Genomic DNA, 19,165 nt, shown 5'->3' on the forward strand with positions numbered 1-19,165 from the left:
TTTGTATTTTAGAGACAAATTTACGCTTATCATATCGCTTCTTTTTCTTTTTTGTTTTATATCTCCAAAGATTATTTCTTTTTAGTACATTCTCTATAGCTGTAACCCCTATCTTAATGCCTTCACGGTTCAAATATGCTTTAATATAATGCTTACCTCGATATTCTTTAGTATAGAGTTCAATAATTAAATTAATAGCTTTTTGATTATTAAAGATATTTGGAGAAGTTTTTGGCTTAGTACTAAAATTAGCGACAGTTCCAGTGTCTTTATATTTTTTAAGCCAAGCATAAAAAGTAGATTTGGGTATTTCTTCTATCTTTAGAAATCTTTTAATATTTTTAGTTTCTAATGCTTCATCCACTATAAATAATTTAAATTCTGTGCTATAATCTCTTTTCATAGTAGCATCCTTTTTATTTGTTTTATGTTCAAAATATTATAACAAGGATACTGCTTTTTTTATACTAAAAAATGTCCAATATCTCATACTCCTAAACATTTTATGTATTTTTTGTTGAATAATTATAAATGTTTATTGATATAGTTATTTATTGTAATTATTTTTTATTTTATTATACAATTTTATCACATCTTAAATTTTGATTTTTTTAAAAAAAATTTAAATTTTATATATATAACACATTGTTTTTGCAATTTTTTTAAAAAAATATTGAATATTTTTCCATTAAATGATAATATCTTTATATGGCTTGGAGAATTGTAATAATTGAAAATGAAGGTAAATTATCTACAAAAAATGAACAGCTCGTTTTTACAAATAAAAAATATACTGAATCTATACCTTTAGAAGATATTGATTATATTATACTTGATAACAGGCAAATTATAATAACTCATCCATTAATGAATAAATTAGCTGAAATGAATATATTATTAATGACTGTAAATAAAAGTCATGAAGTAAGCGGTATTCTTTTTTCTTATTGGAATCAATATAGAAAATTAGATACTTTAGAAAAACAGATGCAAATATCGCCTATATTAAAAAAACAGCTCTATAAAACTATAATACAGCAGAAAATTATAAATCAGGCTTTATGTCTTAAAAAATATTCATTAAATAAATATGATGCTTTAATGGAGTTTTCTAAAAAAATAAAATACTCTAATATACAAAATATGGAGGCAATTGCTGCATCTCTTTATTTTAAAGAATTATTTTCAAATGATGATTTTAAATTTTATAGGCAGGATTTTAAATCTAAAAAAATTTATGCTGTCAATGCTGCTTTAAATTATACTTATTCCATTGTACGCTCTGTCATTATTAAATATATCATTGCTTCTGGATTTATACCATATCTCGGAATATTTCATAAATCAAAAACAAATCCTTTCAATTTGGCTGATGATATTATAGAGCCTTTCAGACCTATAATTGATTATCATGTGTATAAGTTCAAAGAACAGTTAATTAATTTAAAATTTTCAAGACTTGATTCTAATATGAGAAAAGAAATGCATAAAATTTATTTCTATGAAGTTTATATAAATAATAAATGGTTTGCATTATCTTCTGCATGCAAAATATTAATTGCCTCATTATTGAAATCTATTACCAATAATGATTACAACATATTTTTATACCCTAATGATTGGAGGCAGGATATTTGATATTGATTGTATTTTTTGATTTGCCTGTTAAAACTAAAAAACAAAAAAGAGAGGCTTATTTATTTAGAAAATATTTATTAAAAGATGGATTTTTTATGATGCAGTTTTCTGTGTATGTAAGAATATCAAAAAATTATGCTCTTTTAGAAAAACATATTAATAGAATAGAAAAACATACCCCTAAAGAAGGATCTGTAAAAACTATTATAATAAATAAAGAGCAGTATGATAATATAAAAGAGTTAGTAAAAACTAATTCTCATTTTATAAATATAGATAAAAACTATAAAAATTCTTCCAAAATTATATATTTATAGTTTATAATATTGATTTTATTATTTTTATTTATATACTGTATACTTATATGTACTTAATAAGGATTTTTCTATGTCTAAAAAATATAATAATGAAAAAAAAAGAAATACATATACGCCAGAATCACAGACATATAACCCATTTGCTAATTCATTTTCTAATGATAATGCAAAAAAGGAAAATAAAAATATGACACATAATAATCAAAATAGAAACTTTAATAATAAAAATAGAAAAGATGAGATATATTATTTATCATATTTTTTAACTGAAAATATAGATAAAAATATGCCTGAAAAAGAAAAAGATAAAATTAAAACTAAAAACAGAGATAAAAATAAAATTAAAAAACTTTTAATACCTTTACTTACTTTTATTGTTGAAAATAAACAGTTTGAAGATAAAAATGCACATCTCAAAAGAGATTTTTCTATCATTATAAAAAATAAATTTGAAAAACTGCCTTTCGAGTATAAAGAAAGATTTATTAAAGAAGATAATGTATTTATTATTCAGAAAGTTTTAGAAGAAAAAATAGATAATGCTTTTAAAGATGCTTCCATATTTTTAAGAGATTTTAGAAATATAATGATGCATAAAAATGTAAAAACAGATACTTTCTCAAGATGCAAGTTCAATAATTTTTACGGAGAGCTTTTTACATTTCTTATGCTTTGCATAGAAGCTGATTTGCAGTCTAATAATAAACAAAAAGATATGTTAAAAGAAAAAAATAAAAATGAAACTGATAAACTTTCTTCTGAGAAATTTGATGTTAAAAATGCATATATAAACAAAATATTAGAAATGAAAGCTGACAATATGAAAGAAAATTTTGCAAATGTTCCTTTTATATATGCTTTATCAATATTGGCTATGTTTACAGAAAGTAAATATATAAAAGAACTTTTAGATTTAATTAAAAGAAAAAGGTTTATTGAAGAGTTTATACTTTCATTCTCTTTAAGGGGTGGGTATAAAACTTTTGTTCCCGGTATTTCTTTAGAAGATGATGAGTTGTATTTAAAACAATTAGAAAAAAGAGATGAAATTAATAGAGAAACAGCTAATACAGGAAAAAGACTTATTAAGAAGTTGGATTACTTTGATATTAATAATAATAAAACCATTGATGATCAATTTTCAAATTATAAAAAGATTTTAAGATTTTACAGCTACAGAAATAGTTTTCCTAAAATTGAAGAATTTGAAGATTTAGTAAGAGAGTTCAAAGCAAAGAAAATAGCAGATGCTAATAAAAATAGAATAGAAGGTATAATTGAAAATAATAAAAATATTGATGAGTATAATAGTAAACTCGGAGTTTCAAAATTGCAGAAACAAACAGTCCATGATTTAGAAAAGGATTATAAAAAAATAGTACCTACATTAACCAATGTATTCAGAAATGATGATATTTTTATTAGAGAGGCTTGCGAGTTTTTATCTTCAAAGTATTATAATGAATTTGGTAATGAGACTTGGAGTATATCAGGAAATGCTATTATATGGCTTGAGCCTAATGATGATATATTATTTGACGCCAGAAAAAAAGTTAAGCCTTCCAAAAATGGATTAAATTCTATTTATAAAATACTATATAATAAAGCAAATGCAGATAAGTATAGTTTAAATAGATATAATTTAAGAGCTTTGATAACTTCTATTTTAATTACAGGAGGTTTAGATTTTAAAAAACTTAAAAATACTGCTTCAAATAGTTATACTGCAAGATCTAATACTAGAGAAAATACTAATAATAAAACTTTATCTGATGATCTTAAAGAAAAAAGTGTAAATTGGAACAGGCATAAGCAGGCTTCTTTTGTAATTAAAGTGATAAGAAGAAAAGCCATGAAAGATAAACATTTGCATAATAGAGACAGTATAGCATTCTTTCAGGAATTTATTAGAACTTTATATGTATTGGATAATAGAACAGGAAATATATATGATGACGCTATTGCTATTATGCATAAATATGGAGTGGACACACGTAATGTTTCTGATGAAGTGAAAAATCTTTTAAAATGCGATACTTTATCTGAAATGCTTAGTCAGTCATTTAATTTATTTACTTCTTCTAATAAAAAAAGAGATAAGAAATATACTAATTTGTCTTTTAAAACTTGGACTAAATTCGCTTTTCTTCCTTGTAATGAGAAAAATGAAAATATTACTAATATTCTTAAATGGAATGAAATTAAAAATAAATTTAATATAATTGAAAAAAATGCTGATTTATTTGATATATTGGTAAATGTTTTTAAAAATGAACATATTACTATGCCGCCTATTGTGGATATATATTATGAATATATTAAAAATGATAAAATAAATAAATATAGAAATAAAGAGATTAGAAATATAATAACTGAAGAGCTTATATTATCTTATATATCTTTAAAATATGTAAATATGATAAGTAAAGATAAACTATCTTATTTCAAATTGGAAAGTTATGAAGATAAAAAAGATAATAGCCCGTTAAAATTTAATTTAGTTTGGGATTTGAATCCTCTTATTAAAATTAATATAAAAGAATATATGAAAAAAGATGTACGTTCTGCTTTGAATTGGTTATTTGATGTTTCAAGAATAAAAGAAGAAGGAAGAATTAATAATAAAGAAGATTTGCAAAAATGCTTGGATAGTGCTTTAAAAGCATATTATACTATTTCTTCTCATAGTGTATTAAAATATAAATGTCCTAAACTTTCAGAAGAATTGCATAAAAATGTTTTAAATGCTAATAACGTAAAAGATATAGTAAAAGTTTTAGTATGGGCACAAAAAGAGCTATTATATTTTATTTGTAATATGGAATCTGATATTATATATACTATGTATAATATAGGATTGACTGAACATGAAATAAATCAATATATGGAAGATGAAGGATATTTTAATTTTACTACATTAGTTAAATTTCATAATAATAATATTAATAAAATAAAGCTTGTAGATAATCATAAGCTTGTAGATAATCATAAAAATAATTCCGCTCTTGATATTAGAATAACAAATGTTAGAAATATGCTGGCTCATGGAAGATTATTTGATGAAAGTTCTGATCTTGATTATAATAAGGCTATAGATGTATTAGATGATTCTATGAAGAGAACTTTGGAGAAATCTTTAGAAACTGTTTATAGCAATAAAAAAAATAGGTGATTTTATATTATGCTTAATCAAAATCGTAATGCTGTTTATTTTGTAGATGTATATAATTGTTTTTCAGATGAAAATAAAATAACATTTAATATTCTTTTTAAAGAAGCTATAAATAATTGTAGCAATACAAATATTAAAAATTTTTTTAGTGGTATAAATATAGAAAATAATGAACTAAAAATTAGTAATTTTGATAAATCTTTATATGATATTTTTTTTAATAATTTGAAATTAATACAAAAATCATTTCAATCAGGAAGTGATTTGCAAAAATATAGTGTTAAGGTGTTAAATGCTAATTTTAATGTGGTGGAAGCGTATAATTCAAGGCTTCCATTTCTATATATTCTTAATTTTATAAACGAATATGCTGATAAAAATAAAGTTAATGATTTTATAAAAAAAGCAGATATAGTTGAAGAAATATCAGATAAATTGTTTAATATTAATTTAACAAAATTAATAATGGATGACAATACATTATTCTATAATATATATATTGATGAAACTGGTAATTTAGATAATCCTAATGAAAAAATTTTTGCTGTAGGCGGTTATTATGTAAAAAATATTGAACATAAAGTATGGTATGAAAAATGTTCTTTAAAACTTGAAGATTTGGAAAAGAAGTATTTTACAGAAGATAATAAATATTACTATGATGAAAAATTTAGAAAATTTAGAAAGATTTATCATAGAAATAAAATAGATAAAGATAAAAAAGGAATAATAACAACTGATGCTTTTAATTTTTTAAAAGAGAATGATGCTAAATTTATATGTATATATGAAGAAAAGCCTTCCAATGTAGAGTTTACAAGAAAATATTATGTTGATTTAGTATCAAATTTGATTGTTAAAACCATTAATCAAATTATAGAAGATAATAGAATTATTGATTTATATAAACAAAAAATAAAATTAAATATAAAAATAGCTGCTAGAACTTATAAAGATAAATATAAAACTATAACATATAAATATAAAGATATTGTATATTTTTTGAATAAATTTCAAAATAGTAGCAATATTCTTCAAGAATTTGAAAATCAAAAAAATCAATATACTGATAACAGCAGATATATGGAAAAAATAGATATAGAACCATATGTAAAAGAGGTAATAGAGAAATTAAGTATCAAATATGGTATTTCAAGCAGCAATATAGATTATGAAGTTCTTGATCTTACCCAGGCATCAAAAGAAGCTGATTTAGTATTTGCTGATTATTTTTGTAATTTATTTTATCATCATGATGAAATGATTGAAGATGAAAATTCTTTAGAATTAAAAGAGAGCGATGATAAAAAATTATATAATAGATTTAAAGATATGGTTTATAAAGAGATAGAATATAGTTCTTTTCATGACGATATTGATTTTTATTTCATTAAAAGAGATTATTATTCTATACTTGATAAATATATTTTCTATAAAAAGGTAGTATCTTATTATGATATAGGTTATTATAAAAAAGATCATGCTCAAGTTTATGTTGATAAAATATTAAACTTCTCAAAAAATGATTCACATGGAAAAAGAGGCAGGTATATTATTGCCGGATTAAAATCTCTTTTGGAAAAAATAGAATATGAATCCAATTCTATTAAGAATTACAAGGATATTTTATTTACATATGATAGTCTTATAGAGTTTATCAAAGAAATTCAATTATATGATAATATTGATTATAATGAGAAAATAAAAAAAGCTTTAATATTCATGATTAATACAGAGAAGTTAGCAGTATTTAATCATTCTGAAAATCATATATGTGCTTATAAAATTGTTAAGGAAAATGAGAATTATATAGATGATATTTCTTCTATTTATGAATTTAGAGATAGAGTCATATTATTTGATATGCTTAAATATGTTTCTTTATGGCATGTATATGATTTTAATTCATCTATAAATGTACTTACTAATATAGAGATGTTAGAATCAGAAAATGCTAATTTATTTAGAACAGAATTAGGTAAGTTATATGGAATTTTAGGGCAATCATATACTTATAATTATTATATTACTAATGATGAAGAAAATTTAAAATTAGCTGAAAAAGCATTATTTAAATCTATAGAATATTTAAGCTATGATAATAATGAAATTATTAGAGAGTATAGTTATTTAATGAATTTGTATATTATTTGGAAAAAAGAGGATCATTTTTTTGAAATATTAAATAAATATTTGGATTTATTACTAAAAGAAAAAACTGATAAAGATATTTTTGATAAGGTAATTGCTAATTTAAATAGCAGCAATAAAGATAAAAATTATGATTTTTTTGTTATAAGACTTTTAAAATATTGTAATACTTTTAATACTGAAAAATCTAATGAATTATCAAAAATACTTATCAAAAATGAATCTGGTATTCTTTATAAAACTGATAAATTAGAAGATGAAACAGTAGATATATTAAAAGAATATAATTTATTATACTATAGGAATAAAAACCTTAATAAAGGATATCTTAAAAAATGTTTTAAGTTTCTTAATAATAAAGAAGGTTATTTTGACAATCTTAGAAAGTTATCTATTTATATGATAGAAATATTAATGAATAATAATGGTAATATAGATAATTCTGTAAAAATAATGAAATATTTGAGTGAAGAGTCGGAATATTATAAAAAAGTATTTATTGATTTTATTGATAATTTTAATTTTTATACAGATAAAAAAGAATGGGCATTAAAGATTAGAAATAAATTATATATGTAATATTAATTTTTGGGGCTATCCTAGATAACTTAAATTTGTTAAAATTTAAGTATGAAACGCACTAAATTAAGTAAAGATAAACAATTAAAATTAATAGAGCATTTTATTGCAGGAACTACAGCTCGAACAGCCTCTGTTTTGGTTGGAGTTAATAAAACTACAGCTTCTTATTATTTTTTAAGATTAAGAGAATTAATTTTTGAGTATGAAATAAAAAAAGAAGATGAAATTTTTAATGGTGAAATAGAAGCAGACGGCACCACAAGGGTGTACTTCGTAAAGTTATTTTGGGGGAAAACGAAAAAGAGGAAGGCTCAAAAAATAAAATCCCAGTTTTTGGTTTGTTAAAAAGAGGCGGAAAAGTATATGTAAAAATGATAAATAATACGAAAATGAGCACTTTATTGCCAATAATAAGAGAAAAAGTACAACCAGACAGCATCGTTTATTCAGATTCTTATCATAGTTATGATATTTTAGATGTATCAGAATTTAAACATTTTAGAATTAATCATAGTGAAAAGTTTGCTGAAGAAAAGAACCATATTAATGGTATAGAGAATTTTTTCAATCAAGCGAAAAGACATCTTCGTAAATTTAATGGAATTCCAAAGGATCATTTTCATTTATTTATTAAAGAATGTCAAGTTCGCTTTAATACTTCAACAGTTGAAAAACAATTAAAAATAGTATATAATTTAGCAAAAAAGGAGCTTTTTTAGTTATCTAGGACAGCCCCTAATTTTTTATGATATAAGCTGAATCAAAATGATTTTCTTAATCTATATAATATATTGCAAGTAAGTATTCGCTTCTATTTATGGACTCGTAGAAATATATTTTATTATTTTTTATTTCTATTGGATATAATATTCACCATTCTATTTATTAAGGAATGTCAATTTAGATTTAACAATAAATGTATTGATAAACAATACATTATTATAATTATTAAGTACAAGATTCACAAACTTCTTCAAGTTCAAAATTAGATTTAGGTGTTTTCATATAATAAAGTGTTTTAAGTCCTAAATCCATAGCATACTGAATATCGTCCCATAGCTCTTTTGCAGAATCTGGTTTTACATAATAAAGATTTAGAGATTGTGATTGGTCTATATATCTTTGTCTTATGGCAGCAAGTTCTATTATAGTCTTTGCTGGTATATCCCAACATCTTTCATAATATTCTCTATTTTTTTTCAAATTTGGTGCTAAGCTCGGAAGAGTTTGTATTCCTTCTTCTACGAAAAATAAATCTACTATAGGCTCTATACTCTCTGTTGCAGATACACTTTTTCCAGAAGTAGCAGTTGGTGCTATTGCTCCATGGAATGAAAATCTAACTCCATAATTTTTTATATTCTCTGCAAGCTTGTCCCATTTCTCCATATCTATATCAAATTTCAAATTAGAATTTTTACTTAAAAGCGAAATATGAACAGGAGTTTTTCCTTCTCTCCATTTAGATTCATTAAATGTTTTGTAAGGACCTCTCTCTTTTGCTAATATATTAGAAGCTTCATATATATGATAATACAAATCTTCAAATATTTTATTTGTAAATTCTAATGCCTCTTTATCAGTATATCTTAATTTGTTTGATGCTAATAAATTGGCATAATTAATAACCCCTATACCAATAGGTCTGTTTTTCTTATTTGCAATCTCCCCTTCTTTTACAGGATAAAACTGACTGTCTATAATATTATCACATCCCCTTAAAAGAGTGTAGCAAAATGATTTTTTCTTCTCTTCGCTAAAATTAGCCCAAGACATTAAGTTTACAGACACCAAGTTACATATACCAATCTCACCGCTTTTCTTTCTTTGCATTATCTCATAACTTCCATCTTCATTAACAACATATTTCTCTTCTATTATTTTTGAAGGGAAAGAAGGAATAACTATCTCCTGACAAAGATTAGAAGCCCCTACAAATTTATTAACCATATTCTGTTCGTTAATATTATCTACAAATGTAAGATATAAGTTTCCTGTTTCCTGTCTTACTTTTAATATTTGAAATAGTAAATCCTTTGCTTTAACTCTCTTTTTTCTAATAGAAGATTTACTTTCATAATATATATAAGCTACATTAAATTTTTCTCCAAACTCTTCATTAAGTAGCGGAGTTTCTTTAGGGTCAAATAATGTAATATATTCATCTTTATTAACACGTTCTCTTAATATATTGCTTATTCTAATAGAGTAAACTAATTTTCTAGCCCTAGTATCTTCAGTACCTCCCGCATCTTTAAGCATAATAAGGTCTAATACATCTAAATGCCACCAAGGGAAAGTAACAACACAAGCCCCTTTTCTCACCCCACCCTGATTGAATGAGGATATTGTCTGCTCTGTTCTTTTAATAAAAGGCACAGGTCCATCAGAACGCCCTCTATTGCTTTGTATAGTAGAGCCTGAAGCCCTTATATATGATGCATCATAAGCTATACCGCCGGAAAACTTTGAATATAATGCCATATTTCCATCAGTTTGATTTAAACTCCAAGTATCATCGTCTGGAGTGTTTAATATACAGCTTGCAAGCTGTGCTCTTATAGACATACTGTTTGCTATTCTTGGTGTTGCAAATGTTACTTCATGTTTAGAGAGCATATCATAAGTTCTTTTTATATACTTTAATCTATCACTTTTAGTTTTTTCAACTATATCTTTATTAGCTCCCTTATAAAAATCATCATAAAAAGAAAACATAGCAGCAACCATATATGTTATTTGCGGAAGTTCTAGCTTTTTGCTTCCTATGTTTTTACAGTACTTTCTATAAAATATAGCAAGTCCTTTATATGTAAAGAGTAAATCCCTATCTGGAACTATCATAGAGTTAATTTTATCAAGCTCTTTATCTGAAAATAATGATACTATATTTTTATCGTATACTTTATGTTTAACTCCTTTTTTTAAGAAAGTTTTTATATGCGGATAGCTTCCTGTCTTTTTTAATTTGCAGGTTTCTTTATATATCTTCATAAGATACAATTTTTCTGCTATAGTATCATAAGAAGGGTAGAGCGGACTTATTTTATTTACTGCTGTATTTATTAGCTCATCATATAGAACTTCTATTTTCATTCTATCGTTTATTTTGATGTTTAGTCCTTCTAGTAATGCATTAGTAAAGCCTTCTTTTCCCTCTGTAGCCCAGTTAATAACTTTTTTTAATTTTTCTTCGTTAAATGGTTCTTCTCTGCCATCTCTTTTGATAATAATATGCTTTTTGTATTTGGTAAGTTCTATCATAATAAATTAACCCTATAACTATATATTATAAATCGTTTTTTAATGCACCTTTTTGATATGAGGTATTTGTTGTCTCTTGAAGTGCTGCATTTTGTTTATTGATATCTCTGTATGCATTAAACCAATCTATAATATCAGATTTAGGTTCTTTTAAATATTCTGTATCTACTCCCAAATCTTTTAATCTTACACCAGCCCAATATTTAATAAAATGTTCACTTACAGAAGAGTTTATACCAGCAACTTCTTTGCCGTCAAATAAATATTTTGCCCATTTTATCTCTTCATTAACAGTAAACTCAGTCATTTCTTTAGCCATGTCATTATACCAGCCACTGTCAAATAAATCTTTAAATCCTTGATTAGCGTCTTTTCTTAATATTCCTATAACATTTTTACCAGTTGGTACATGTGTATTAAGCTCATCATGTGCAATTAGTTTAATAGTTTTTGTAAATCCTGTAATAGCATCATTATAGCTATTATTGATTGTAAATGTTACTAAAAATGAAAATGGAAATTTTACACTTTCAAGTAAATATATACCAGTTATAAGTTTTAATACAGCCTTCTTTTTCTCTTCAAGGTTTGAAGTGCTAGTATCAATATTACATAAATCATCAACACAAGCAAAAAGCTCAACTTCTTTTTCCATTCTATGCTTTACAAACTCATCATTATAAACCAAATCTAAAGTTTCAGTAGCCAAATGCCCAAAAACTTCAGAAAGTCCGTAAGAATAGCTTTCAGCATGTATAACTTCCTCTATAGCTATCCTTGAATAAAGAATAGACCATATAGAACTTGTAACTATTCTGTTTAATATTGATGAAAAACCGCTTGTAACACCGCTGTCCATTAGAGTTTGATATGCTATATTAAGCTTAAAAGCCCTTTGAGCATCTTCTGGAAGAGAAGAAAATCTTGTTTTATCAGATTTATAGTCAACTTCTTTTGAAAACCATGTGTTTCCTTCACTAGCCTCTTTCAATTTTCTTGCGATTTCATGGCTTACAGAATCTATTCTTATATAGTGCCCAAAATCTCCAAAAAATATTCTTTCATTTTCAAGATTAGGCTTTTTTTCTATGTCTATTACTTTCATTAATCTACACCCTACTTATATTTGTTGTTGTTTTATTATAATTTTACTTAAAAAATTGTCAAATTCATTTTTTATAAATTTATATGAAATTATGCTAAAAAAATTGAAGTTTTTAAAAAATAAAATTGTTTTTTTGTTATATTTACAAATAATAGAATATGTTTTTATATGTGATTTAATATATTTTGTTATAAAAAAAATACTGCTTAGAGAAATAATTTTAGCTATTAATAAAAATATATGATAGCTTTTTATAAAATTTATAATACTTGTTATATTTATTAGCAATATAGAATTAATTAAAGTTTAGTAATTGAAAATATAAATAATAATGAACTTAAATGAAATAATATTCAAGTTCATTATTATTTTTTATTTAATCTTTTATTTTTGAGGCCATTATATTAGCTACAATAGAGCCTGATATATTATGCCATACGCTGAATATTGCTCCCGGTACTGTTGCAAGTGCCATTGATGCAAAGTGGGTTGCTGCTAAAGAAGTTGCAAGTCCTGAGTTTTGCATTCCCACTTCTATTGATACAGCTTTACATTTAGCATTATTGAGTCTAAATAATTTAGCAAGTACATATCCAAGCAAATACCCTAAACAATTATGAAGTACAACTACTATTATAACTAAATAACCAACCTGCATTAGTCTTTGAGAATTAGCAGATACTACAGCAGTCACTATTGCAACAATTGCAAGTACTGATATTAATGGAAGTATTTCTTTTATGCTGTTTGTAATCTTGTAAAAGAATTTATTTATTATAAAACCTAAGAATATAGGAAGTATAACAACTTGAACTATTGATATAAACATACTTACAGCATTAACATCAACTTTTTGTCCTGCATATAGTAAAGTGAGCAGAGGAGTTGCAAAAGGGGCAAGTATAGTTGATACAGAAGTCATTCCCACAGATAAAGCAACATCACCTTTAGCTAAATATGTCATAACATTTGATGAAGTGCCTCCCGGACAAGTACCTACAAGTATAACCCCTACAGCAAGTTCTGGAGGAAGTTTAAAAGCAATAGAAAGCAAAAATGCAAGCAAAGGCATTATTGTAAATTGTGCTATTGCACCTATGATGATGTCTTTTGGTCTTGTGAACACCACTTTAAAATCTTCAAGTTTTAATGTAAGTCCCATACCAAACATTACTATCATAAGAAGATAGTTAACATAACTTGTTTTTATAAAGCTTACTGTCTTTGGAAAGAATAATGATATAGCTGCTACTATTAATACTATTATAGCCATATACTTACCAAAGAAATTACTGATTTGTTTTAATGTTTTCATTTTTTATCCTTTTTTTAAATATTGTTTATTATTGAACTCTTCTAAATCAATGATAGCTTTTAATATCATTTTTTTATCGACTTTATATGGACTTATATTTAAATCTTTACCCATAAGGGCTGTATCTAATGCTATGTTAAGCTCTTCATCATCTAAACTTGCTTTATTTATACCCACATCTTTTAAACATGTTGGGAGAGAAATAGATTTATTAAAATTAAAAACATTTTCTCTTGCCTCATATTGTTTGTCCATAGTAAGTAGCAATAATATTCCATATGATACTAATTCACCATGAAGTAATTTTTCTCTTATCCTTTTTATTTTGGTTAGCCCGCTATACATGCCATGTGCTAAAGATATATGATACTCATCTTTCGCCATTACAGATGTTAATCCCGTAGTATATATTATATGAAGTATTATTCTTTTTAAAGTATCTGTTGTTTTTTTATTTCTAAAATCATTTATAGCTTCTGAATAATGTTTTAACATATCATTAGAACAGTTTTTTATTATTTCAATACCTAAGAAATTTCTATAATTTAAACTTTCATTTCTTGTGGAAAATAATGCCTCATATTGTTTAGATAATGCATTTCCTATACCAGCTATAAAATAATTTTCGGGAGAGTTTAATATAATATCAGTATTTATAAATGTATGTAAAGGAGGTCTTTTTTCACTAAACATTTTTTTAAAACTTCCATCATTATTATGAACAACTGAAATACCAGTTACGGCAGCACAATTTGAAGCTAATGTAGGAAATGTAAATATAGGTTTGTTTATAGTGTGTGCTAGAACTTTTGATGTGTCTAATGCTCTTCCGCCTCCTACTGCAAATATCATATCAGCTTCCATTACTGCTTTCTTATCTTTAAGTAAATCAATATTTTCAAAAGTTGATTTTTCTCCATAATGAAACATTCCTGTTATCTCTATGTCTTTTATATTATTTAATATTGACTCTATAGATGCTTGAATAGATTTTTTACCAGATATTATAACAGCTTTTTTTCCATAGTTAGAACATATATCGTATATATCTTTATAGGCATCGCTTCCTATACTAAAATTTGGCAGAAATAATTTTTCTAAACTCATTTTTTATCCTTTATTATTATAAAATTATAAATAAATTATTTTTTTAATAGATAAACAAAAATAACTAATAAATAAACTTGTAAACAATTTTTAATTTAGTTTATCTATTAATAATAATTTTACTCTTTTGTTCTTGCTGCCATTATGTTTGCTACTATTGAACCTGATATACAATGCCACACACTTCCTATAGCACCCGGTACTGCTGCAAGTGCCATATAAGCAAAATGTGTTGATGCTAATGATGAAGCTAATCCTGCATTTTGCATACCAACTTCTATAGATATAGTTTTACATTTAGCATTATTGAACTTGCAAACCTTACCTAATAAATATCCAAGCATATATCCTAAAGTGTTATGTATTATTATCACTATAACTACTAAATGACCAACCTGCATAAGTCTTTGAGAGTTTGCTGATACTACAGCAGCTACTATTGCAACAACTGCTACTACAGATATTAAAGGAAGCACATCTTTGAAATGTTCAACAAATTTGTGAAAGAATTTATTTATCACAAATCCTAACACTATAGGAGCTATTACAACTTGAAGTATAGATATAAACATGCTCATAGCATTAACATCTATTTTCTCACCAGCATAGAGTAGGGTAAGAAGCGGAGTTGCAAGCGGAGCAAGTATAGTTGATACAGAAGTCATACCCACAGACAAAGGCACATCTCCTTTTGCCAAATAGGTTATAACGTTAGAAGATATTCCGCCCGGGCAAGTTCCTACAAGTATTACCCCTATTGCAAGTTCAGGAGGAAGTCTAAAAGCTAAAGAAAGTAAGAATGCTAATAGCGGCATTATAGTAAATTGTGCTATTGCTCCTATAACTATATCTCTTGGTCTTGTAAATAACACTTTGAAATCTTCAAGTTTTAATGTTATACCCATACAGAACATTGAAGTCATAAGAAGATAGTTAACATAACTAGTTTTTATGAAGCTCACAGATTTTGGGAAAAATAAAGCTAATGCTGCCACTACTAATACTATAACTGACATATATTTACCGAAGAAATTACTTATTTGTTTTAATGTTTTCATTTTAATATCCTTTTTATTATTTATTTTTTATATTAGATTTGTTGTAAAACTAAATTAATAAATATTTGCTCTGTTTTTAATTTAGTGTTTTATAATTTATAATTGGGGCTTTGCCCCAAACCCCAGTTCTTTTGTTGACACAAAGAACCAAAAAGACTGCATTTTTTGTATATCAATATGTCAATAAGTTCTGAGACAAGTTTATTACTTTATAAAATTAATTTCTAATAATCATATTTCACTCCTTTAAAAAATTTTATTTAAAATAAATTTAGTCTAAACTTATATTAGCTACAAACTAAACAATTTTTATCCTGGCTTAAAAGATAGATATTCAAGCAGTCTGTAATTTTTGACTTTTAGATTTTTAGTGCTTATTAGATGTTATAGGTTTTATATACCCATAACATCGCTTTATTAAAAATTATTTCAATACAGCACCAGTATTAGCAGACTGAACAAGTTTTCTATATCTTCCAAGCCAGCCTCTAATTTCTTCTAAAGGTTTAATATGAGTCTCTTTTCTTCTTTTTTCCATTTCTTCATCAGAGATTTCTAAATTGATTTTATGATTAGGAATGTCTATACTAATGATGTCATTTTCTTTTATAAAGGCTATTTCGCCTCCGCTTGCAGCTTCTGGTGAAACGTGCCCTATAGAAGCCCCTCTTGAAGCACCAGAGAATCTTCCATCAGTGATTAAGGCAACATCTTTATCAAGCTTCATACCAGCAAGTGCAGAAGTAGGGTTTAACATTTCACGCATACCAGGGCCTCCCTTAGGTCCTTCATATCTTATAACTACAACATCGCCTTTATTTATTTTTCCAGCATATATAGCAGTTATTGCCTCTTCTTCGCTGTCAAATACTCTTGCAGGTCCTTTGTGTACAAGCATCTCATCAGCAACTGCAGAACGCTTAACAACGCAGCCGTCTTTTGCAATGTTGCCCCAAAGTATTGCAATTCCTCCTGTTTTACTGTAAGGGTTTTCTATATTTCTTAAAACATTATTGTTTTTATTAACAGCATCTTTTATATTTTCAGCTATTGTTTTACCTGTAGCAGTGAGAAGAGAAGTATTTATAAATCCTCCCTTATCTAGCTCTTTCATAACAGCAGGTATTCCTCCAGCCTTATATAAATCCTCTATATAGTTATGCCCAGCAGGTGCTAAATGGCAAAGATTAGGGGTGCGGTCGCTTACTTCATTTATGATTTTTAAGTCTAATTCTATTCCTGCCTCATTAGCTATAGCAAGCAAGTGAAGTACGCTATTTGTAGAACAGCCTAACGCCATATCAACTGCAAGTGCATTTTTGAAAGATTCTGTAGTTATTATATCTAATGGTTTTATGTCTTTTTTTAATAATTCCATAACCTGCATACCAGCTTTTTTGGCAAGTAAAGTTCTAGCAGAATAAACAGCAGGTATTGTGCCGTTTCCAGGAAGTGCTATACCTAATGCCTCAGAAAGACAATTCATGCTATTAGCAGTATACATACCAGCACAAGAACCGCAGCTAGGGCATGTATGCTGAGCATATTCTTCTAATTCAGCATCGTTTATAAGATTAGCTTTTTTTGCTCCAACAGCTTCAAATATATTTGATAAACTTACTTTGTTTTCTCCATGCTCTCCCGGAAGCATAGCCCCCCCGCTTATTACTATGCCAGGTATATTCATTCTCAAAAGCCCCATTATCATACCCGGAACTATTTTATCGCAGTTAGGAACAAGTACAACTCCATCTAATCCATGTGCTATAACCATGCTTTCAACAGAATCAGCTATTAACTCTCTTGAAGGAAGTGAATATTTCATTCCCAAGTGTCCCATAGCTATTCCATCACACACACCTATTGCAGGTATAAGTATAGGAGTGCCTCCACCTATTAATACTCCAGCCTTAACAGCCTGAGAAAGTTTATCAAGATGTATATGTCCAGGTACAATTTCACTATATGCAGAAATAATTCCAATTAGAGGTCTTTTTAATTCTTCATCAGTATAACCCATAGAGTAGAATAAAGATCTGTTTGGTGCTCTTTCATCACCCTTTAATACTCTGTCGCTTCTTAAAGAACTATTTTCTCTAAAACTCATAATTATTTCTCCATCTAATAAAATTGTTTTTAAAAAATATACGTATATATTCTATTAGTAGAATGATAAAAAATCAAGCATTTTTTTATATTTATTATGTAATTTTTTATTATATAATTTTTTTTAAAAATAAATTATATATTTTTGTAATTGTTATATATTTTTATAATATAAACACTTGCAATAAATGTTAGAATAATCTAAAATTATATTAATAATATCTAATAAAAGGAGTCTATTATGCCTATAATTAAAGAAGAAACAGTAAAATTATTGAATGAACATCTAAACGAGGAGCATTATTCAGCAAATCTTTATTTTAATATGGCTGGCTGGTGCGAAAAACAGGGACTTAAAGGATGCAGCAGCTTCTTATATAATCATTCGGCAGAAGAGCATACGCATTTAGAGAAGTTTAGAGAGTATATTAACAAAGCTGGAGGGCAGGCTATAATGGGAGAGATGAAAGCACCCGAATGTAATTTTAATTCTGTTGCAGAGCTGTTTGAAAAAGTCATTAAGCATGAAGAGTATATTACTAATTGTATTAACAAATTAGTAGGTAAGGCAATGGATGATAAAGATTATGTTACATTAAAGTTTTTAGAGTGGTTTGTTGAGGAGCAGCTTGAAGAAGAGGAATTGTTTAATGACATTATTAAAAGAATAAAGATTTTAGGTGATTTGGAGGGCAGAAATCTTCATACTTTTGACAAGTTTATAGGGAATTTAGATAAAGAAGAGCATAATTCATAAATTATAAGTGTTTAGGGTAGCTGTTATTTAAAAAATAATGGCTACTCTTTTTTATCAAAAATTGCATTTATTAAATTTATTAATATAAAAATAATTATTATGTCATGGAGCCATAGATATTGTACTTTTACTTGCTATAATATTTTTGATTCTTTCTTTGATTGTAATATACAATAAAGAAGAAATCAATCTTTGATTGTTATAAAAATGTGTATATTCTTTTAATTTTTCTCTTAATAATTCTACAGTTATATTTTTATTTAATCGTGAATAAAATTCTCTTTCGTCTATGCCGTGTACTCTTTCTACTACGCCATTGTATCTTGGTGTTGCTATAGGAATATATCTCCTCTCTAATTTATTTTTTAAGCAGTATTCATCAAAAATATTTATTTTAGGAGTATTAATACAGCGATAAGTATATTCTATACCATTGTCCGTTTGTATAGCCTGTATCTTAAAAGGCGAAGTTTTTAAGACATATTTTAAGAAAGATAAAGCACTATAAGGTGTTTTATCCTCATAGATTTGCCTCCAACTATAGCGTGTAGCTAAATCTACAGCAGTGAATTGATAAACTGTTTTTCTGCCTA

The 19,165-nt window shown here is 26.1% G+C and carries 12 protein-coding genes and 2 pseudogenes; 6 read left to right on the forward strand and 8 right to left on the reverse strand.

Going from position 1 to position 19,165, the window contains the following annotated elements; genetic code table 11:
• Nucleotides 1–403: transposase (locus EPJ72_RS07790; RefSeq protein ID WP_147731182.1), on the reverse strand; the 403-nt coding region annotated here is incomplete at its 3' end.
• Nucleotides 404–708: 305 nt separating this feature from the next.
• On the opposite strand from EPJ72_RS07790, the gene cas1 reads away from it, so the two are divergent.
• The 5 genes and pseudogenes from cas1 to EPJ72_RS07815 all read left to right on the forward strand — a co-directional run bounded on the left by cas1 (nt 709) and on the right by EPJ72_RS07815 (nt 8,579).
• A complete protein-coding gene (gene cas1 / locus EPJ72_RS07795) occupies nt 709–1,638 on the forward strand; it encodes a type II CRISPR-associated endonuclease Cas1 (protein WP_147731627.1) in 930 nt (309 codons plus the stop codon).
• Nucleotides 1,635–1,955: a CRISPR-associated endonuclease Cas2 gene (gene cas2 / locus EPJ72_RS07800; protein ID WP_242004961.1), complete on the forward strand. Its 321-nt coding sequence runs from the start codon at nt 1,635–1,637 to the stop codon at nt 1,953–1,955. Before cas1 ends, cas2 begins: the two co-directional genes overlap by 4 nt.
• 70 nt (nt 1,956–2,025) lie before the next feature.
• The gene (locus EPJ72_RS07805) at nt 2,026–5,127 is read left to right on the forward strand and encodes a hypothetical protein (RefSeq protein ID WP_147731628.1); all 3,102 of its coding nucleotides are present in this window, start codon (nt 2,026–2,028) and stop codon (nt 5,125–5,127) included.
• Nucleotides 5,128–5,136: 9 nt separating this feature from the next.
• Nucleotides 5,137–7,857: a hypothetical protein gene (locus EPJ72_RS07810; RefSeq protein WP_147731629.1), complete on the forward strand. Its 2,721-nt coding sequence runs from the start codon at nt 5,137–5,139 to the stop codon at nt 7,855–7,857.
• Nucleotides 7,858–7,908: 51 nt separating this feature from the next.
• Nucleotides 7,909–8,579 (forward strand): annotated as a pseudogene (locus EPJ72_RS07815) (IS1595 family transposase).
• 229 nt (nt 8,580–8,808) lie between these two features.
• Here EPJ72_RS07815 and EPJ72_RS07820 read toward each other — a convergent pair.
• The 6 genes from EPJ72_RS07820 to ilvD all read right to left on the reverse strand — a co-directional run bounded on the left by EPJ72_RS07820 (nt 8,809) and on the right by ilvD (nt 17,816).
• On the reverse strand, nt 8,809–11,124 hold the full coding sequence (locus tag EPJ72_RS07820; RefSeq protein ID WP_147731630.1) for a ribonucleoside-diphosphate reductase subunit alpha: 2,316 nt from the start codon (nt 11,122–11,124) through the stop codon (nt 8,809–8,811).
• 25 nt (nt 11,125–11,149) lie between these two features.
• Nucleotides 11,150–12,229 (reverse strand): ribonucleotide-diphosphate reductase subunit beta, encoded by a 1,080-nt coding sequence (locus EPJ72_RS07825; protein WP_147731631.1) that lies wholly within the window; start codon nt 12,227–12,229, stop codon nt 11,150–11,152.
• Between the two features lie 376 nt (nt 12,230–12,605).
• Entirely contained in the window at nt 12,606–13,544 is a 939-nt protein-coding gene (locus tag EPJ72_RS07830) for a bile acid:sodium symporter family protein (protein ID WP_147731632.1), read from the reverse strand.
• Nucleotides 13,545–13,547: 3 nt separating this feature from the next.
• Nucleotides 13,548–14,651 (reverse strand): iron-containing alcohol dehydrogenase family protein, encoded by a 1,104-nt coding sequence (locus tag EPJ72_RS07835; protein WP_147731633.1) that lies wholly within the window; start codon nt 14,649–14,651, stop codon nt 13,548–13,550.
• Between the two features lie 119 nt (nt 14,652–14,770).
• Nucleotides 14,771–15,709, reverse strand: a complete 939-nt coding sequence (locus tag EPJ72_RS07840; protein ID WP_147731634.1) for a bile acid:sodium symporter family protein — start codon at nt 15,707–15,709, stop codon at nt 14,771–14,773.
• A 424-nt stretch (nt 15,710–16,133) separates the two neighbouring features.
• Nucleotides 16,134–17,816, reverse strand: coding sequence for a dihydroxy-acid dehydratase (gene ilvD, locus EPJ72_RS07845; RefSeq protein WP_147731635.1), 1,683 nt, complete (start codon nt 17,814–17,816; stop codon nt 16,134–16,136).
• Nucleotides 17,817–18,056: 240 nt separating this feature from the next.
• Here ilvD and EPJ72_RS07850 point away from each other — a divergent pair, with 240 nt between their 5' ends.
• Nucleotides 18,057–18,572 carry a ferritin gene (locus tag EPJ72_RS07850; RefSeq protein WP_147731636.1) on the forward strand — a complete coding sequence of 172 codons (516 nt, stop codon included), beginning with the start codon at nt 18,057–18,059 and terminating at the stop codon, nt 18,570–18,572.
• 102 nt (nt 18,573–18,674) lie between these two features.
• On the opposite strand, the pseudogene EPJ72_RS07855 reads toward EPJ72_RS07850, so the two are convergent.
• A pseudogene (locus EPJ72_RS07855) lies at nt 18,675–19,165 on the reverse strand (integrase core domain-containing protein); the annotation flags it as partial.

The sequence above is a fragment of the Brachyspira pilosicoli genome, from assembly GCF_008016535.1.
Lineage (GTDB): Bacteria > Spirochaetota > Brachyspiria > Brachyspirales > Brachyspiraceae > Brachyspira > Brachyspira pilosicoli_A.

What these genes read in the sequence shown, in the direction of transcription:
- cas1 (WP_147731627.1), top strand. Translation starts at nt 709, where the DNA reads ATGGCTTGGAGAATTGTAATAATTGAAAATGAAGGTAAATTATCTACA.
- EPJ72_RS07825 (WP_147731631.1), bottom strand. Translation starts at nt 12,229, where the DNA reads ATGAAAGTAATAGACATAGAAAAAAAGCCTAATCTTGAAAATGAAAGA.
- EPJ72_RS07805 (WP_147731628.1), top strand. Translation starts at nt 2,026, where the DNA reads ATGTCTAAAAAATATAATAATGAAAAAAAAAGAAATACATATACGCCA.
- EPJ72_RS07820 (WP_147731630.1), bottom strand. Translation starts at nt 11,124, where the DNA reads ATGATAGAACTTACCAAATACAAAAAGCATATTATTATCAAAAGAGAT.
- EPJ72_RS07810 (WP_147731629.1), top strand. Translation starts at nt 5,137, where the DNA reads ATGCTTAATCAAAATCGTAATGCTGTTTATTTTGTAGATGTATATAAT.
- EPJ72_RS07835 (WP_147731633.1), bottom strand. Translation starts at nt 14,651, where the DNA reads ATGAGTTTAGAAAAATTATTTCTGCCAAATTTTAGTATAGGAAGCGAT.
- EPJ72_RS07850 (WP_147731636.1), top strand. Translation starts at nt 18,057, where the DNA reads ATGCCTATAATTAAAGAAGAAACAGTAAAATTATTGAATGAACATCTA.
- ilvD (WP_147731635.1), bottom strand. Translation starts at nt 17,816, where the DNA reads ATGAGTTTTAGAGAAAATAGTTCTTTAAGAAGCGACAGAGTATTAAAG.
- EPJ72_RS07830 (WP_147731632.1), bottom strand. Translation starts at nt 13,544, where the DNA reads ATGAAAACATTAAAACAAATCAGTAATTTCTTTGGTAAGTATATGGCT.
- EPJ72_RS07840 (WP_147731634.1), bottom strand. Translation starts at nt 15,709, where the DNA reads ATGAAAACATTAAAACAAATAAGTAATTTCTTCGGTAAATATATGTCA.